This is a genomic window from Bacillus silvicola (genome assembly GCF_050524305.1).
Lineage (GTDB): Bacteria > Bacillota > Bacilli > Bacillales > Bacillaceae_G > Bacillus_A > Bacillus_A cereus_AT.
This window is the reverse complement of record NZ_JBNGVC010000013.1, coordinates 837,462-852,568: the sequence shown is the minus strand read 5'-3', so window position 1 is coordinate 852,568 and position 15,107 is coordinate 837,462. Positions and strand designations below refer to the sequence as shown.

Here is a 15,107-nt window from a genome sequence, read left to right as displayed (position 1 = left end):
TATATATAATACAAGAAAATTCTAAAAATATATATAAATATAAAGTAAAAAGAGAGCTCAAAATGTATTGAGCTCTCACAGTTATTTAATGGAAGAAGCAAACTGTTCAACTGTAGTTGTATGGTGTATGCGAACGCGCTTCATTTTTAACAGCTCATCTGGTTCGCCCTTTGTAATGAACTGTCCAGGCTTCGTTGTCGTTGCAAATTGATAGTATTTCTTCGTTTCTGCGACGACTTTATCATCTACATGACCGAATGGATAAGCAATTGCGATAACAGGCTTACCTGTTATTTTTTCTAGCTTTTCTTTTGATCCTTTTAACTCTTCTTCATAGTTTGTAATTTTCGGCAAGTCAGCGTGTGTTGCTGTGTGAGATTGTACAGAGAAAATGCCGGAACCAACCATTTCTTTTATTTCAGATGTAGAAAGAGCTCCTTCTACATCAACATTATCAACAATCATATATTCTGTTGCCGCTGGTTTAAATGTATCGTCTTTTAGTTTTTGTAAAACATGAAATGCATTCATATTATTTTTCATACCGTCATCAAATGTAACGAAAATCGGCTTGTTTACTTTATTTATATCGCCCCAGCGTTCAAACGTTAACAATGTATAACCATTTTCTTTTAAATATTTCATTTGTGCTTCAAAGTTAGCTGGAGATACGAATAAATCTTTAATACCTTGTCCGTGGTAATCATCAATTGCATGATACATAAGAACAGGAATTTTTTGCTCGAAAGTTATAGTAGACTTTGTAAGCGGAATAGTTTTCCCATCCTCTTTTATCCCTAATGCTTCAATTTGATATTCCCCACGTTTTCCTTCAAATTCCTTTATGTCAAAAGGAATAGTGAATTGTTTCTCCTTTTCCTTAGAAGAAAAAGATTTAGTATTTTCTTTTCCATCAGCAGTGCGCCAAATTTTATATTGTACTTCGGTTAAAGAATCCTTTATGTCCGTAATATGAATATTTACGTTTGTAGATTCGTGCGTAATTGGATTATAAGAAATTTTACCTTGTTCTTGCACGGTCTCTTCTTGTTTCTTAACTTCTTGAACCTTTTTCTCTTTTTTAGGTTCTGGACTTACATTGCTAGTACTACATCCTGCTAGAATGGCAGATGTACATAAAGCAATTGCTGCGTATTTTTTCATGAAATCACCTTCTATTGTATATTATGGTGCATGCTTACATTAAAATCCCCACCGCTATAAGAGTGGTGGGGATATACCCTTGTTCATCATATCATTTGAAGAAAATGAGGGGAATATGATTTTTAGGAGGAGCTATTAGAGCGAAAGATTAGTGACTTTGAATAGAGGTATTCTTTCGTTTCTTATTAGAATTGATAATAATATAACCGACTACAAAAATAAGAGGAATAATGAAGACATAGATCGGCATTCCCCATATATAATAACTTTTCATGCTTAAAACTAGTAAATGTAAGAAGTCGAAAAGAGCGTGGGCTTTCATAGTATCCTCCAATGTGTTTTTTTACAAATTATAACATTGCACATTTGTGATTTGTATATTTTGGTAAATGATTTAAGCTAATTTTAAAGTAAGAGGAAGGTTTATTAATATGCAATTTTGCATATTTAGAGTAGTTTCTATTAAAATATCAGGATTTTAAACTATAATAAGAAACGCTATAAATGAAAGTAATACTGATGTACGGAGTGGAGAACAGAAATGAAATATAAAAAAATAGTATATATTCTGCTCATATCGTTATTCATAGTTGGTTGCCAAAGTGAAGTGAGTAAGGCGAATAGTGTGGAAGAGTATATTCCAAAGCATCTGATGAATGCGGAAGTTACGGCGGATATTATGACGATTGAGATGGATCGCGATACCCGTAAAAAAGTAGAGGCTATTACTAAAAAAATGAGAAATTATGTGGAGAATGATCAAGAATGGTATGTAAACTACATATCGGGGCATATAGATAAGCAGGTGAAGCCTTATCATCCGAATTTTGGTGTTACGGAAGAAGAATATAATTTTTTTAGGAACGCTGTTGAGAATAGTAGTTTATCTAATACAAGTGATGGAAAGCTGCAATTTAAACAAAAAAGTAACCATGAGATAGAAATTGTTTCAAGTGAAAATCTAGAGCTATTTCAAAATATAGTAATTGATACGGAGAAAAATATAGTAAAAACTTCGTTTGGAGAATGTCAGTATGTTGGAGAAGAGAAAACACCTTTGGAACAAAAGATAACGGGGCCCTGGCATGGCAAGCAATGGATGCTAAAAGAACAAAATTTAATTTACTTATTTTCTTTGGGTAAGCTTGAAGGAGAGAATAAATCCATTATTGATATTTCAGTAAAAGGCATACACGAAGGAAAACTTATTAGTAAAGAGGAAGTAGTTGAATTTCGTTCGGTTTCATAAAGAATCAAAAAATCACCTTACTTAAACAAGTAAGGTGATTTTTTATTAAATAAACAATCCAGCAATTGTTGCAGATAAAATAGAAGCAAGTGTTGATGCAAATAGCATTTTCCAACCGAATTTTGATACGATGCTTCCTTGCTTTTCAGAAAGGGCACGGATTGTACCAACGATTGCACCAATTTGGCTAATACTTGCAAAGCTAATTAAGAATACAGTAACGATTCCAACTGTACGTGGATCTAATGTTGCAGCAGCGCCTTTTAAATCAAGGATTGCTACGAATTCATTTAAGACAATCTTTGTACCCATAATACCACCAGCTGGGATAATATCATGAACTGGGATACCCATTAAGAATGCGAATGGAGCAAGTATATAACCGAAGATTTGTTGTAAAGTAACAGCATATCCCATTGCACCTGAAGCTGCGCTGATTACGTAGTTTACAACTTCCATAACACCGATAAAGGCGATCATTAATGCGGCAACGATACCAGCTACTTTTAAACCATCAAGCGCACCGTTAATCATTGCACCGATAAAGCTGTCTCCGAATAGAGTTCTATCAAATTTTTGAATCACTTCATCTTCCTTTTTCGTATCAACTGGTGTTAATAACGAACAAACGATTAAGCTTGAGAATAAGTTTAGTGGAAGAGCTGCTAGTACATATTTCGCATCTAACATCATTACGTACGATGCTGTAACAGAAGCAGAAACTGAGCTCATCGCAGAACAACAAATGATAAACATACGGTTTTTATTGAAATGTTGTAAATCATTTTTAATAACGATTAACGCTTCACTTGAACCGAAGAATACAGAGTTTACTGCGTGGAATGATTCAACGCGTGGTAAACCAGTAATTTTTGAAATTACGCCGCCGACAACGCGAACGATGAATGGTAAAACACCTAAATAACTAAAGATAGAAAGTAGTGCTGAGAAAAATACGATAATTAATAATACATTTAAGAAAAAGACAAAATCTCTTTGAATTCCATTAAAGAGAAAATCGACACCTGTCGTACCAAGTTTAATTAGTTTGTTGAAAACTTTACCAATGAAAACAATGATTTGTTGACCAATCTTTGTGCCAAACATAAACCAACCGATTAAAATTTGAAAACCAATCATAATAGCAATTGCACGGAAGTTGATTTTACTTTTGTTGTTTGACAAAGCAAAGCATAAACCTAAAACGACAAGAATGCCGATAATGCTCATTACGTATTGCATGTAGTTGCCCCTTTCAGAAGTTCGTATAAAGTTTGTACATAAAACGCTCGTTATATTACTAAAAATAAAATGAAGAGGTTTTATGTCATACGTAAGATGTCTGACCTTTTAGAAAAATGAAAATAAAAAAAGACCCATATGGATTCACTTTCATCTATGAGAGAAAGCTAATCAATATGAGTCCTTTTTTGCGCATAGGCTAATATTCATTAGTTTTCCCCATAGTCCAGCAATTTAAGGTTGCCGGGTAGAAACTCTCGATCCATATTATCAAGTATATATGAGGTAACATCGTCCGTATTAAATTAGTAGTAGCGTAACATTACTAGAGAACTATCGTCAATAGCTTTTTTTCTTCCAATAGAAAAAGACCATATAAGTATGATAAAATGTAACGCAGTGTTATGAAAAAGAGAGGTCGGAAAATGAGTACAAAAATGACGCCACCAGTTGAAAAAAACGAGTTTATAGATGTAGTATTTGAAGATTTAACGCATGATGGTGCCGGTGTTGCGAAAGTAAAGGGCTATCCTATTTTCGTTAAAAACGGATTACCAGGTGAAGAAGCGCAAATTAAAATTATTAAAGTGAAGAAAAACTTCGCGTTTGGTCGTTTAATGAAGCTTCATCAAGAAAGTCCATATCGTAAAGATGCAGAATGCCCTGTGTATAACGAGTGCGGCGGTTGCCAGCTTCAGCACTTAACATATGAAGGACAATTACAAGCGAAAGAAAAACAAGTACGCGACGTTATGCAGCGCATCGGCGGACTAAGCGATGTTCCTGTTCATCCTGTACTTGGCATGAAAAACCCGTGGGTATACCGCAATAAAGCACAAGTACCAATTGGAGAACGTGAAGGCGGACTTGTAGCTGGCTTCTATCGTCAAGGAACGCATGACATCATTAATATGGAATCATGCTTAATTCAGGCGGAAGAAAACGATGCTTTAATTCAAGAAGTAAAACGTATTTGTGAAAAACACGGTATTTCGGCGTATAACGAAGAGCGTAACAAAGGAACACTTCGCCACGTAATGGCTCGATACGGACAAGTAACAGGGGAAATTATGCTTGTCTTCATTACACGTACAGCAGAATTGCCAAACGAAAAAGCAATCATTGAAGAGATTGCTGCGAAATTCCCAGAAGTAAAATCAATTGTTCAAAACGTAAATACGAAGCGTACAAACGTTATTTTCGGAGACACAACGACAGTACTGTACGGATCAGAATATATTTATGACTTTATCGGTGACATTAAATTTGCGATTTCGGCACGTTCATTCTATCAAGTAAATCCAGAACAAACGAAAGTACTATACGATAAAACGTTAGAATACGCAAAGCTAGACGGTAACGAAACAGTAATAGATGCCTATTGCGGAATCGGATCAATCTCCTTATTCCTAGCGCAAAAAGCGAAAAAAGTGTACGGCGTTGAAATCGTCCCAGAAGCAATTGAAGACGCAAACCGTAACGCAGCACTAAACAACATGACAAACGCTGAATTTGGCGTAGGAGAAGCAGAAGTAGTCATTCCAAAATGGTACAAAGAAGGCGTAATTGCTGACACAATGGTCGTAGATCCACCGCGTAAAGGCTGTGACGAGGCACTACTAAACACAATCATCGACATGAAACCAAAACGCGTCGTATATGTATCATGCAACCCAGCAACATTAGCACGTGACTTAAAAGTACTAGAAGAAGGCGGATATAAAACGCAGGAGGTACAACCTGTTGATATGTTCCCGCATACTACTCATGTGGAGTGTGTGGCTTGGTTAAGCCTTGATATATAGGGGTTTGATATTAATTGTTGATGGGGTTGACCACATTTTGACCACATCAACAATTATTTTATAATTTTAACGCCTCACTTAGTGCTATAGTAGCACTTTCTTGCATATCTAATGTAACATGACTATAAGTGTCTAATGTGGTCTTAATAGAACTATGTCCTAATCTCTCACTTACGATTTTGGGATTGATTCCTAATTTAAGTAGAAGAGTTGCATGTGTATGACGTAAATCATGGAAGCGAATTTTAGGAACTTTAGATGTTTTTATAACTCTTTCAAAGATAGTGGTCAATGTTCTTGGATATATCGGTTGACCATCTTCTCTACAAAAAACTAAATCATGATCTTCATAAGCTGTACCGATAGCTAATTTAAATTCATTTTGTTTCGCTTTATAACCTTTAAATTCTTTACATAAGGTCTGATCGATGGAAATTAAACGTTTGGAACCGGATGTTTTCGGTTCTGTAAACCGAAAACCACGTTCATCATAAATGAGAGTTTCTGTCACACTGATTTTTCCTTCAACTAAATCTACATTATTCCACTTTAAACCTAATAGCTCACCTCTACGTATGCCAGTGTTGAGCGCAAGTAAAAATAAATGATAGTAGATAGGGTTATCGAATTTCGCATAAGTTAAGAACGTTTTTGTTTCCTCGATTGACCACGTATTATTGACCACTTTTCGTGGGCGAGGGATTTCTACATGTTCAAATGGATTTTTATATAGAAGTTCCCACTTAACAGCATCTTCTAACGCTCCTTTTAAAACAACAAAAATATATTCAATGTATTTAGGTGATAGTTCTTCATCAATTAATGATTTAACAAATCGTTGTCCATGCAAGGGTTTTAAATCCTTTAGTTTGTGTGAACCAAGCACAGGTATAATGCGGTTATTTACAGCTCTTTTATAATTGGTGAATGTAGTTTCTCTTACCCTTTGTTTAGCTGTATTTTCTAGCCATTCTTGTAAATATTCACTAAGAATAAGATTCTTATCATCAACTAGACTTCCAGTATTAAATTGATGGATAAGCTCATTACACGCTCGTTCGGCTTCTTTCTTTGTTTTAAAGCCTGATGCTGTTTTTTGTTTTCTTTTTCCAGTGAGGGGTTCTCTTCCAATATCAATTGTAAATGACCACTTTTCACCACGTTTTCTAAAATATCCTTTCATTATCCATACCTCCTTGAACTAATAGTATTCGAATGGCACAAATAATTCCAGTATTATAAGAAGGAAATAGACACCCATTCGAGTGTCTATGTGGTAAAATATATGTATCCATACTTCTGAGTCCACAAAATTTGTGGGCTTTTTTTATTTCAATAAAATCAGTATTTTGGATATATATTACTATTCAGAAAGCCAAAGTATGGGAATTGAGTTATAATATTAATGAAATAATATATATTTTTATAGGGGATGAAAGTATGAATAAAACGTTCGAATTTAAAGGTTCTGGGAAATCTGTTATTACTATTGAGGGTAACTTTATCCGTATAAAGAGAAAAGGTTTCGTTAACTTTATGAATCATGGTTTGGATGGCGAGAAAACTATTGATATTAATAACCTAACAGGGATTCAAGTCAAAAAGGCTGGGTTTACAAGTGGTTATATACAATTCATTTTCATGGGAAGTCAAGAAAGTAAAAAAGGTGTGTTTGCCGCGACTCAAGATGAAAATACAGTTATGTTTATAAAAAAAGAACAGAAAATGGCTGATGAGATTAAAGATTACATAGAAAGTTTTCTATCGAATAAGAATAGTTCGCAGGTAGCAGCAACAACAAGTGGGGCTGATGAAATTCTAAAATACAAAGAATTATTAGATCAAGGCATTATTACAGAGGAAGAGTTTCAAGCTAAGAAAAAACAATTATTGGGTATTTAAAAAAGCACTCATAAGAGTGCTTTTTTTATTTTGAAATTCTAGTAATACGTTCACTCTTTATTAACTAAATTATAACAAAAAAAGAGAGCTAAAAAGCTCTCTTGCTCAAATTGTAAAAAAATGAATATTTTACAATTTGAAATTGGAAAACATTTCTTCTACAATCAAATCATAACAACTCATCAGTCTCGGCCAAGACTTTTGAATAAAATATGAGTTGTTTGCAAAAACGCTCTCTTTGAGGTTCATCTAACGCTGCATAAGTTTGTTGAACTTCTTCGAGAGTGTTGCGTAACATCTTGTCTTTTGTATTGTTATACCCATTGCAAAGTAGGTCTAACGATACATCAAAAAAGGAGCTGATTTGGAGAAGTGTTTCCATGCTCGGTTCAAACATTGCATTCTCATAATTATTTATCTGATTTCGACTGAGGTTTAGTTGTTCACCGAGCTGTTCTTGTGTTAAATCCCTAGACTTTCTAAGCTTCTTTAAATTTTGACCAAATACTTCTAACGCTTTCATAATTCGAGTATAGTCTTTAAGTATTCAACATACTATATATGATTGTAAAACAATCATATTCATGCACAATGATTGCTGAGTAGTTTGAAAATAAATAAATATAAGAACTTATGTTCTCTTTTTAACTAGTTAGTGGTAAAATATGCATATGGGTTCTTAAAACGAAAAATGCACAATTGTATATTTTATTCCGTATAACATGAGAAACGTTGATACACAGCGTTTCTCGAACTTTCTCAATAATTATCAGATAACTCGATGACCGAATTTTGGGAAATTTGTGTTATTATTATAATAAAATAATAGGAACGAAAAAAAGACTCACAGCGTGTGTAAGTAGTGGTGACGCACTCTTACACCGTTCGCCCGACTCACAAGGGGAACATCTGCCATAAGTCTCTTTTCGGTCACTTCATGAGTAACACTTACATTATAACATGCCGATATTACTAAATCATTACTATGGTATGATTTTCCTATTTAGAAATTGTGGGAAAAGCGAAGCGTCTTTGTTCCAAATAGGAGGAGCAAAAATGAAGAAGTTGATGAATCGTATTAAAAAACAAGCTGATAGAAGAGAATTAACATTTCCGGATATTGAACGAAAAACTGGAGTAGATCGAGTTGTTATAACGGATGCAGTAAGTGGTAAAACATCAGAAATGAAATTTGATAAATATTTACCAGTAGTTTCGATTCTTTTTGAGGATACGGAAGAAAGAAAAAGTATTTTAAACGAGTTCATCATGTTGTGTAGGGGAGATTTAAATATCCGTAAAGCGCTATGCTATTGCCAAGGAATTGGTGAATACGAGGTTATAGACAAATTGATAGAGAAGCATCAAAAAAATAAAAAGTTAATAAAATACTTTAAAATTTATGAATTATATAACCTTAGAAATCAAAATAAAAAACGTGGACAGTTAATGATCGATGAAATGGATGAAATATCTTTTTCTAGTGATTCAGAAATTCAAGTTTTAGTTAATATGCTTTACAGTTTTTCAATGTATGATATTTTTAATTATAGAGCAATGCTTCCTTATACTGATAAGGTAGAAAAAAACCTTAACGAGATAAACAAAGGATTCATAAAATCTTGTCTAGAGATGCATTACAATGATCGAATTGCTTATATTAATCTTTTTAATGAAGATGTGGCGGTTTGCCGAAAGAAGTGTGAAGAAATATTGAATTCTGATATCGAAGTGCCAGTTATAAAAGCAACAGCATTATGTTGCCTTGGTGAGAGTTTTTTATTTACAGACGTTCTTAAGGCTGAAAAGTACTTGTTAGAAAGTCTAAAGTATTTAGAAGACAATGGCATTTCTAAAAATGGTAGAAAGTATAAATCGTTTCAATCCACACTAGCCTTTCTTTATATTGATAACGGGTTCAATCTCGACAAAATAGACTTTACATCTATTGATACATCTGAAATAGCTTATTATGAAGGTTTATATGGTGATAAAGAAAAAGCTTTAAAAATGTTTGAAGAACTAGCTAAAGAAAGAAAATTTGTATCTCCGTTCATAATGTACTATATTTCCAGAATTAACAATGATATACTGGGATTAAGAGAAGCTTTGAAGCGTTTTGAACGTGTTGGAAATTATCATTATGCTAATGCTGTAAAGCGTATATTAGCTAGAACAGAAGAGAGAGTGGGATGAGGATGAAAAAATTAAGTATGGCAATTTTATGTATTATGAGTGCATTCACTCTATCATTAAATGTCGGAGCAACAACTAAGGAAATTAAAGAACAACCAGTTGAAAATCAAGTACAATATATGATGGTTGAACCGGGTGGACATTAATATTAAAAATATAAATAGTAAAAAAGGGACGTTGCGTACATCGCAGCGTCCTTTCGTACTTTTTGGGGAATGTTGGTTTTTAGTTAAGCGATTAAAAATCGACACCTATTTTTTACCAAGTGTTATTTTTATGAAGAATTTAATGGTTATTATAATCTGCTATAAAGTGAAACTTTAAAAAATTATTAAATTACAAACAAAATATACAGAGGGTGTAGGGGGAAATTACAATGGTAAAAGAGCAAGTAGCAAAAGAAGCAGCAGTTAAGTTGTTATTAGAGGGAAATACTCCTAGTACTGAGGAACAATTAAAACACTTACTAGACGATGTGTTTAAAAATAAAAAAGACTAACCATAGAGGTTAGCTTTTTTATTTTTGTTCTTTGTTTTGTTGATACTGTACATACATTTCTAACTGTTCCCAAGCTTTTTTCTGTTCTTCTTCTGATAGTTTAGAAATTAGTTGTTCAATCTTTTTCCCCATTGCTGTTGCTTGTTTATCTTGTTCTGCAGTTAATCTTTCATCAGTGGATCTTCCTAGTAGAAAATCTACAGATACTTTATAAATATCAGCTAGTTTAGATAAAGTATCATAGTCTGGTTTTCGTCTCCCGGATTCGTAACTAGATAGAGTCCCACGGTGTATTTCTAGTTTTTCAGTTATATACGTTTGTGTGTAGCCGCTTTTTTCACGGCAGGCTCTCAATCTTTCTCCTAGAGTCATAAATTTATTCCCCTTTATAAATAAATTTCTATGTGTGTTTTACATTACATTCGAATTGTTGTTAATTATAGTATATATACTTTATGACGACTTTACACTGTTTTTTATCAAATTGATAAAAAAAATATAACAAAATGACAAAAAACATGTTTACTTCTTCAAAATGACGACATATAATAAAAATAACAAATCGTCAAAATGACGACTTGGAGGTGAAACATTTGTCTATAGGCATGAGAATACGTGATATACGTAAAAAAAAGAAAATAACTCAGGGAGAATTAGCAAGGATGCTTGGTTTTAGCGGTTCTTCGGCTATCTCTTATATTGAAAATGGTCAGCGCAAACTAAACGCCGATAAAATTCCAAAATTAGCGGAAAGCCTAGGGGTAACTATTGAAGAAATTTTTTTGAATAACGTTCGTCAAATTGACGACAATAAAAGAGAGGATGAAGAATCATGAAAAATTCAACAGTTCAAATAGCGTTAGCAGTCACAAAGTTTTCAGCTCAAAAAGGATGGAGCGATGAAGAATTTTGGGAGGCGATTGAGTTACTTCGTTTCAATAAAGAAGATGCACGACAAACAGCAATAGAAAAATTAGATGTTATCCCAGTTACTTACGATAGTACAAATGATTATCCAATTATGTTGAAAGTAGATCATGTAGCAGAAGTATTAGGAATTTCACAAAGAAAAGCATACGACATTATGGATCAAAAAGGATTCCCGTTAGTGAAAATTGGGCGTAAGAAGGTGGTTCCAAGGGATGCATTCTTTAATTGGCTAGAAAGGGGGGTGTCAGCATGATGGAAGATACAACAACATTAGCTATATTAGCAATGTTAATCGCATGTGGTTCATGGTTATTTTACATCACTTACGAACCAATAAAAACATGGGCATGGAGTGATGTTGAAGAAAATAAAAAGACCCATAGCAGTGGGTCCTTTAAGAAAAAACAATTGTTATAAGTATACCACGGAAAGTAGGGAAATAGTACATGGATTTAATTGAATATCAAGTGCTATTACCTGATAAGTTCTGGAAACTAGCAACAAGCAAAGAAGAATTAAAACAGATGATTGAGCAATATTTTAGTGTTGGCTATCCACACTATGAAATTCAACAAATCATTGAAAGTGGACAAGCTCATTTAGCAATTTGTATTAGGAGGTAAAAACTATGTCTGAAGTAAATGTAAAGTGGATTAAACTTTCGACTACCATGTTTGAAGATGAAAAAATCCGCATTATTGAGAGTATGCCGGAAGCAGACACTTTATTAATTATTTGGGTGAAATTATTAGCTCAGGCTGGAAAGATAAACGCAAGTGGGTACATCTTTTTAAATGAAAATATTCCTTATACGGAAGATATGCTGGCTACTATTTTTAATAGACCATTGAACACGGTCCGGATGGCATTAACTACATTTCAAAAGTTCGGAATGATTCATATTGATGAAAATCATTACATCAACGTTGTTAATTGGGGAAAACATCAGAGTTTAGATCGATTAGAACAAATCAAAGAACAAGATAGATTACGTAAACAAAAGCAAAGAGCTAAACAAAAACAAATGCAATTGGGCATGTCACAGGACAGTCACGGGACAAGTCACAATGCTGTCACGGACATAGATAAAGATTTAGATAAAGATATAGATAAAGAAATAATAATAGAACATAGTCCTGAAAAATCACAGGACGACACTCATTCTATTCCATTTCAAGAAATTGTTGATTATCTAAATATGAAAGCGAAAACCAATTATAAACATACATCTAAAAAAACACAGGACTTAATCAAAGCAAGATGGAAAGAAGGGTTCGGATTAACTCATTTCCAACAGGTAATTGACATCAAGACTTCACAATGGATTGATAATACGGAAATGAGTGGCTATTTGAGACCTATCACATTATTTGGAACTAAATTCGAAAGTTATTTAAATGAAAAACCTGTGCATCGAAAAGGAACATTTAAAGGAGGGACAACTAATGCAAGCAATCAAAAAGATAGTAGCTTCATCGAAAAATACGACTTCAAGAAACGCTAGTCAAAGATATGTATTGTCTCCTAATAGATGCACGAATGTCTTTTTAGTAGGGAAAGAAAAATTTAAAGATGTTTGCAGTAAACGCATGTTGATAGATATAGAAACAAATGAGGAATTTTGTCCTCAATGTAGATCGGTAGAAAAAGAAGATCAGAAATTAGCTATAGAGACACTAGCTATAAAAAAGAAAAATGAAATCATTCATTTATATGATTCATTTGCTGATAACAGCTTAATAAATGACAAACTCAAAAAAGCCACATTTGAAAATTATGTACCACCTAAAAAAGAATTGGCTGATGCGAAAGAAATGATTATGAATTTTGTTACTTCATTCAATAAAGAAGAACCGACAAGCATCATTATTACGGGTGATTATGGAGTAGGAAAAAGTCATTTGTGTGTGGCAGCCATCAAAGAACTTATGAAAAAAGGTCACAGTGCAATGTTTATTCAAATGAATAAGCTATTTACAAAAATTAAATCAACTTGGAATAAAAACAGTGAAATGACAGAGGACAAGCTTATGTCCATTCTAGCAAAAGTTGATGTCTTGATTATCGATGACTTTGGAGCGGAATTCACAGAGAAAGATAAAGAAGGCGTTACATGGAAGCAAACGAAGACAAATGAAATTGTAGATAGCCGTATAGGTAAAAGTACTTTATTTACTACTAATTTTACAATCGGTGAATTAGCAGGAATGTATGGAGAACGTGATTTTAGTCGGATGATGGAAAACGCCGAAATGTTAGAAATGCATGGAGATAATTATAGATTACGAAATTTTAAAAAGGGGGAATAACAATGTGTGCATTATGTCATGATACAGGAATTATTCGTAAAGAAACTTATCCAGGTGTAACTCTAACGGAAGGGTGTAACTGTGAAGTAGCAAAGCAACAGCAAGAAGAAAATGATAAGCGTTGGGAAGCATGGTTAATAAAATTCGAGTCAATGAAACAAGAGTTAGAACGAAAAAAACAGCGAAAAGCTAGTTAACAAGGGGGAGTAAGGTATGAAAAACACAGGTGTTGCAAGAAAAGTGGATGAGCTAGGGCGTGTAGTAATTCCGGTAGAGTTACGCAGAACTTTGGGGATTGCTGAAGGAACGGCGCTAGACTTTCATGTTGATGGGGAAAACATCGTTTTAAGAAAACATGAAAAGTCATGCTTTGTAACTGGTGAAGTTTCTGAATCAAACATGGAATTGCTTGGTGGTCGAATGTTTTTGAGCAAGGAAGGGGCAAGTGAATTACTGGGCCTTCTTGAAAAGAGCGTGAAGGTACATGCCTAAGCAATTAAATATTTTCGATGTAGAGCCAGCGATTTGCGAATTCGATGTAATGAAAGCAAATGTAAAAAGGGGAACTGGACGCACTACATATGCAGATGTACGCGTTCATGTTCCTAAGAATGCAAAATGTACAGATGAGTTACCACGTAAAACGAATCCAGATGATCGCTATGAATTATTTGAACAGTATGCAATAGCAATTTGGCGATATGAACGGTCAATTGATAGCTCTTGTAATTGGGAAACAGCGGAGGAATTGTGTAAGGCGGCTAGAGATAAAAAGGAAGCTATTCCGGTAAGGATTTATTTAGGAAGTGGTTTCAAGCCTGATGTTGTTAAGTACTTGAAGTGAGAAAAAGGGAGAGGGACATATGAAAAAAGTAGAAATTGATGTTAGCAGTAACAAGCTTTTAATAGTAAAGGACGGAAACGTTACAGTAGTTAAACCACCAGAAAGTGGATTTGGTGAACAAGTGGCTGTTTGGGTCAATGGAAAAGTTAAGCGTGTGGATACTAAGTTTACTGAAATAATAGAATAATTATTTTCTAAGAAGGTAGGTTCGATTATGAGTGTAGCGATAAATCATGAAGCGATGAAGGAATCACGGTTGAAGATATACATCGCTTTAGAAGAAGCTAACTTCATTTGGGATGAAAGAGATGTAATTCGTTTTCGTGAAATGTGGAGTCAAGGTATGAGTTTACCGAAGATGGCAAAAGCGTTAAGGAGACACCAAGCGGAGGTTGCGCTCCTTGTAATAGATCAGGCTGATAAGTATTTGATTGAAAATCGTCCGATAGGATTAGGAATTTGTTAAAGAGAGGGGAAATCAAAATGAAAGCAATGGAAAACGGTGTATATGCAACAACTAAATTAGTTAGTGAATCAAAGGGAGGACAAGCTGTAATGAATATCAATCAAATTTGTGAATTAGATCAATATCAGGAAGCAACATTACGTACATGGAATGCAAATAATGATTTCGGTGGACGTGTTTTAAATGCAGCATTAGGGCTTACGGGAGAAGCTGGTGAGGTTGCTGATATCGTAAAAAAAGCTATCTTTCATGGTCATGGATTTGATCCGGCTCATTGTCCAGGAGAAGAAAACGGGAATACTCATAAGTTGGCATTAGAGTTAGGAGACATCTTATATTACATTTCAATCATGTCTCACGAAATGGGATATACCTTAGAAGATATTGCACAAATGAACATTTCTAAACTAGCAAAAAGATATCCAGATGGGTTTAGCAGGGAAGCAAGTCAAAAACGTGTTGATGTGAAGTAAGACCAAATTTGAATTTTGTATAAAAAGG

23 protein-coding genes and 1 riboswitch are annotated in these 15,107 nt (G+C 34.0%); of the genes, 18 read left to right on the top strand and 5 right to left on the bottom strand.

The features are described from left to right. Positions 1 to 81: 81 nt before the first annotated feature. Positions 82 to 1,164 (bottom strand): polysaccharide deacetylase family protein, encoded by a 1,083-nt coding sequence (locus ACP6L7_RS26510; RefSeq protein ID WP_071747217.1) that lies wholly within the window; start codon positions 1,162 to 1,164, stop codon positions 82 to 84. A 541-nt stretch (positions 1,165 to 1,705) separates the two neighbouring features. Here ACP6L7_RS26510 and ACP6L7_RS26505 point away from each other — a divergent pair. Next, complete coding sequence (locus ACP6L7_RS26505; protein WP_097828986.1) at positions 1,706 to 2,413, top strand: hypothetical protein; 708 nt, start codon at positions 1,706 to 1,708, stop codon at positions 2,411 to 2,413. A 45-nt stretch (positions 2,414 to 2,458) separates the two neighbouring features. Here ACP6L7_RS26505 and ACP6L7_RS26500 read toward each other — a convergent pair whose 3' ends face one another. Then, the gene (locus ACP6L7_RS26500) at positions 2,459 to 3,655 is read right to left on the bottom strand and encodes a NupC/NupG family nucleoside CNT transporter (RefSeq protein ID WP_097828985.1); all 1,197 of its coding nucleotides are present in this window, start codon (positions 3,653 to 3,655) and stop codon (positions 2,459 to 2,461) included. A 202-nt stretch (positions 3,656 to 3,857) separates the two neighbouring features. Further along, positions 3,858 to 3,959: riboswitch (purine riboswitch) on the bottom strand. A 121-nt stretch (positions 3,960 to 4,080) separates the two neighbouring features. Here ACP6L7_RS26500 and rlmD point away from each other — a divergent pair. Further along, positions 4,081 to 5,460, top strand: coding sequence for a 23S rRNA (uracil(1939)-C(5))-methyltransferase RlmD (gene rlmD, locus ACP6L7_RS26495; RefSeq protein WP_430529536.1), 1,380 nt, complete (start codon positions 4,081 to 4,083; stop codon positions 5,458 to 5,460). A 58-nt stretch (positions 5,461 to 5,518) separates the two neighbouring features. Here rlmD and ACP6L7_RS26490 read toward each other — a convergent pair whose 3' ends face one another. After that, positions 5,519 to 6,643, bottom strand: a complete 1,125-nt coding sequence (locus tag ACP6L7_RS26490) for a tyrosine-type recombinase/integrase (protein WP_430529535.1) — start codon at positions 6,641 to 6,643, stop codon at positions 5,519 to 5,521. A gap of 257 nt (positions 6,644 to 6,900) precedes the next feature. On the opposite strand from ACP6L7_RS26490, the gene ACP6L7_RS26485 reads away from it, so the two are divergent. After that, a complete protein-coding gene (locus ACP6L7_RS26485) occupies positions 6,901 to 7,362 on the top strand; it encodes a DUF4429 domain-containing protein (protein WP_430529534.1) in 462 nt (153 codons plus the stop codon). Between the two features lie 169 nt (positions 7,363 to 7,531). Here the strand turns inward: ACP6L7_RS26485 and ACP6L7_RS26480 are convergent, their stop codons facing one another. Next, positions 7,532 to 7,885: a helix-turn-helix domain-containing protein gene (locus ACP6L7_RS26480; RefSeq protein WP_430529533.1), complete on the bottom strand. Its 354-nt coding sequence runs from the start codon at positions 7,883 to 7,885 to the stop codon at positions 7,532 to 7,534. A gap of 533 nt (positions 7,886 to 8,418) precedes the next feature. Here ACP6L7_RS26480 and ACP6L7_RS26475 point away from each other — a divergent pair. The 3 genes from ACP6L7_RS26475 to ACP6L7_RS26465 all read left to right on the top strand — a co-directional run bounded on the left by ACP6L7_RS26475 (position 8,419) and on the right by ACP6L7_RS26465 (position 10,057). Next, positions 8,419 to 9,558 carry an AimR family lysis-lysogeny pheromone receptor gene (locus tag ACP6L7_RS26475; protein WP_430529532.1) on the top strand — a complete coding sequence of 380 codons (1,140 nt, stop codon included), beginning with the start codon at positions 8,419 to 8,421 and terminating at the stop codon, positions 9,556 to 9,558. Positions 9,559 to 9,560: 2 nt separating this feature from the next. Then, complete coding sequence (locus ACP6L7_RS26470; protein ID WP_210625340.1) at positions 9,561 to 9,704, top strand: hypothetical protein; 144 nt, start codon at positions 9,561 to 9,563, stop codon at positions 9,702 to 9,704. 230 nt (positions 9,705 to 9,934) lie between these two features. Beyond that, entirely contained in the window at positions 9,935 to 10,057 is a 123-nt protein-coding gene (locus ACP6L7_RS26465) for a hypothetical protein (RefSeq protein ID WP_430529531.1), read from the top strand. Between the two features lie 18 nt (positions 10,058 to 10,075). Here the strand turns inward: ACP6L7_RS26465 and ACP6L7_RS26460 are convergent, their stop codons facing one another. Further along, a complete protein-coding gene (locus tag ACP6L7_RS26460) occupies positions 10,076 to 10,429 on the bottom strand; it encodes a helix-turn-helix domain-containing protein (protein ID WP_000172107.1) in 354 nt (117 codons plus the stop codon). Between the two features lie 221 nt (positions 10,430 to 10,650). On the opposite strand from ACP6L7_RS26460, the gene ACP6L7_RS26455 reads away from it, so the two are divergent. The 12 genes from ACP6L7_RS26455 to ACP6L7_RS26400 are packed head-to-tail and all read left to right on the top strand — an operon-like array spanning position 10,651 to position 15,079. After that, on the top strand, positions 10,651 to 10,893 hold the full coding sequence (locus ACP6L7_RS26455) for a helix-turn-helix domain-containing protein (RefSeq protein WP_430529530.1): 243 nt from the start codon (positions 10,651 to 10,653) through the stop codon (positions 10,891 to 10,893). Continuing rightward, on the top strand, positions 10,890 to 11,240 hold the full coding sequence (locus ACP6L7_RS26450) for a helix-turn-helix domain-containing protein (protein ID WP_430529529.1): 351 nt from the start codon (positions 10,890 to 10,892) through the stop codon (positions 11,238 to 11,240). The genes ACP6L7_RS26455 and ACP6L7_RS26450 overlap by 4 nt, the downstream gene beginning before the upstream one ends. Further along, positions 11,237 to 11,404, top strand: a complete 168-nt coding sequence (locus ACP6L7_RS26445; protein WP_430529651.1) for a hypothetical protein — start codon at positions 11,237 to 11,239, stop codon at positions 11,402 to 11,404. The genes ACP6L7_RS26450 and ACP6L7_RS26445 overlap by 4 nt, the downstream gene beginning before the upstream one ends. 29 nt (positions 11,405 to 11,433) lie before the next feature. Next, positions 11,434 to 11,610: a hypothetical protein gene (locus ACP6L7_RS26440; RefSeq protein ID WP_430529528.1), complete on the top strand. Its 177-nt coding sequence runs from the start codon at positions 11,434 to 11,436 to the stop codon at positions 11,608 to 11,610. 5 nt (positions 11,611 to 11,615) lie between these two features. After that, positions 11,616 to 12,491 (top strand): phage replisome organizer N-terminal domain-containing protein, encoded by an 876-nt coding sequence (locus ACP6L7_RS26435; RefSeq protein WP_430529527.1) that lies wholly within the window; start codon positions 11,616 to 11,618, stop codon positions 12,489 to 12,491. Further along, positions 12,433 to 13,296, top strand: coding sequence for an ATP-binding protein (locus tag ACP6L7_RS26430; RefSeq protein WP_430529526.1), 864 nt, complete (start codon positions 12,433 to 12,435; stop codon positions 13,294 to 13,296). The genes ACP6L7_RS26435 and ACP6L7_RS26430 overlap by 59 nt, the downstream gene beginning before the upstream one ends. Before the next feature lie 2 nt (positions 13,297 to 13,298). After that, on the top strand, positions 13,299 to 13,493 hold the full coding sequence (locus ACP6L7_RS26425; protein ID WP_430529525.1) for a hypothetical protein: 195 nt from the start codon (positions 13,299 to 13,301) through the stop codon (positions 13,491 to 13,493). A gap of 16 nt (positions 13,494 to 13,509) precedes the next feature. Next, positions 13,510 to 13,788 carry an AbrB/MazE/SpoVT family DNA-binding domain-containing protein gene (locus tag ACP6L7_RS26420; protein WP_430529524.1) on the top strand — a complete coding sequence of 93 codons (279 nt, stop codon included), beginning with the start codon at positions 13,510 to 13,512 and terminating at the stop codon, positions 13,786 to 13,788. Further along, a complete protein-coding gene (locus ACP6L7_RS26415) occupies positions 13,781 to 14,140 on the top strand; it encodes a cell division protein SepF (RefSeq protein ID WP_098774645.1) in 360 nt (119 codons plus the stop codon). Before ACP6L7_RS26420 ends, ACP6L7_RS26415 begins: the two co-directional genes overlap by 8 nt. Before the next feature lie 19 nt (positions 14,141 to 14,159). Next, positions 14,160 to 14,327, top strand: coding sequence for a DUF3954 domain-containing protein (locus tag ACP6L7_RS26410; RefSeq protein WP_430529523.1), 168 nt, complete (start codon positions 14,160 to 14,162; stop codon positions 14,325 to 14,327). A 27-nt stretch (positions 14,328 to 14,354) separates the two neighbouring features. Next, positions 14,355 to 14,606: a helix-turn-helix domain containing protein gene (locus ACP6L7_RS26405; RefSeq protein ID WP_098318351.1), complete on the top strand. Its 252-nt coding sequence runs from the start codon at positions 14,355 to 14,357 to the stop codon at positions 14,604 to 14,606. Positions 14,607 to 14,623: 17 nt separating this feature from the next. Continuing rightward, complete coding sequence (locus ACP6L7_RS26400; protein ID WP_002010089.1) at positions 14,624 to 15,079, top strand: nucleoside triphosphate pyrophosphohydrolase family protein; 456 nt, start codon at positions 14,624 to 14,626, stop codon at positions 15,077 to 15,079. The last annotated feature ends 28 nt before the right edge of the window (positions 15,080 to 15,107 follow it).